General features: G+C 63.9%; 2 protein-coding genes. Both read left to right on the top strand.

The window, feature by feature from the left end:
- Nucleotides 1-1,085: MobA/MobL family protein (locus ET21_RS26040; protein WP_037471358.1), on the top strand; the 1,085-nt coding region annotated here is incomplete at its 5' end.
- 141 nt (nucleotides 1,086-1,226) lie between these two features.
- Entirely contained in the window at nucleotides 1,227-1,490 is a 264-nt protein-coding gene (locus tag ET21_RS0118120) for a hypothetical protein (protein ID WP_030092974.1), read from the top strand.
- The last annotated feature ends 92 nt before the right edge of the window (nucleotides 1,491-1,582 follow it).

Genomic DNA, 1,582 nt, shown 5'->3' on the forward strand with positions numbered 1-1,582 from the left:
CCCGCAAGCAGGGCGTCGAGCATAGCGCGCTTGTCGTCCCCGCCGCCGCCCCGGCGTGGGCCAACGACCGTGCCGCGCTCTGGAACGCCGCCGAGCAGGCCGAGACGCGCAAGAACTCCACCGTCGCCCGCGAATATGAAATCGCGCTGCCTGCCGAGTTGTCGGCCGAGGCGCGGCGCGAGCTTGCGCTGGACCTCGCACGGGAGATCAGCGAGCGGCATGGGGTGGCGGTGGACGTGGCGATCCACGCACCAGGTCGCGAGGGCGACCAGCGCAACCACCATGCCCATCTGCTGACGACGACGCGGCGGATCGGCCCGGAAGGGCTGGGCGAGAAGACCCGCGAACTGGACCAGAAGACGAGCGGGGAGGTCGAGCGGTGGCGTGGCCGGTGGGCCGAGATGCAGAATGCGGCGCTGGAACGGGCGAACGTCCCGGAGCGGGTGGACCATCGCAGCCACCAGCGGCAGGGGATCGAGCAGGAGGCGACCGTGCATATGGGGCCGAGCGCGACGGCGATGGAACGCCGCGCTGAGCATCAGGCGATGCGGGAGGGGCGGGCCTATGAGCCGGTGACGATGGTGGGCCAGCACAACGCCGGCGTCATCGAGCGGCGGGGCCTGCGACAGTATATCGAGCGGGGGACCGAGTGGCTACGCGATGCGGGGCAGCGCATATCGGGCAGGCTGCATGCGTTCGCGGCCACCTTGAGCGGCGCGGTCGATCGCGATCGGCGCGATGCCGCCGATGCGCAGCGTCAGGAGCAGCTTGCCGCCGAGCGCGCGCGTGAGCAGGCACAGGAGCGCCAGCAGGCGCAGGAACGGGAGAAGGTGGCGGAGAAGTTCAGGACCATAGCCGGGCAGCGCGAGGCGGGCACCCATGGTTATGGCGACCATAACAGCGACTGGAAGGCTACTCCGGAGGCGCTCCGAAAGGCGGTGGACGCCTATAACGGGGCGAACCAGCATACCAAGGATCTCTACATCGAGCGGATCCAGCGCGAACCCCAGATGGCGCGGGCGGTGGGCCAGTTGCTCCACGAGCGCGAGCTGGTCCTGCAACGGGATCGGGGGATGAGCTTATGAGTGTGCCAGGTAAGCTGCCTGAGCAGAAGCGACCATTTCAGGACATCAGGCTATCGGCCTATGAGCTTTCGGTAGCCCTCAGGCGCGAATTTAAAGGTCATTTAATCCATCAACCTGATAAGGTGCTCAACGGAGCCGTTCATGCATGCTTTGATGATCCTTGCCGGAACCCTGATTCCGCTATTTGCTTCCTTGATTGTATCAGCGGAATGGGGAAGAGTTTGGAGGGCTGTATTCATCGGCACGTTTCTATCCCTGCTCTCTTTAGCGATCTTGATTTTCATCGAGCGCTACAATGAAGGCGGCCTCATTCTGATTGCCACGGTAGTGGGTCTGCCGTTTATTTTCGGATTTGCGTTTGTGGGCACTACGGTTGGCAGGATGATGCACAAGCCAAGAATATGATTGATCGGTTTAGCCGCCAGTCCGCTCTCCACCCCTCCTAGCTGTAGGCGCTTGCAATCGTAGCGGCGTCTGCTCGCAAACGGAGCGATTTT

It is taken from the genome of Sphingobium sp. DC-2, from assembly GCF_000722555.1.
GTDB lineage: Bacteria > Pseudomonadota > Alphaproteobacteria > Sphingomonadales > Sphingomonadaceae > Sphingobium > Sphingobium quisquiliarum.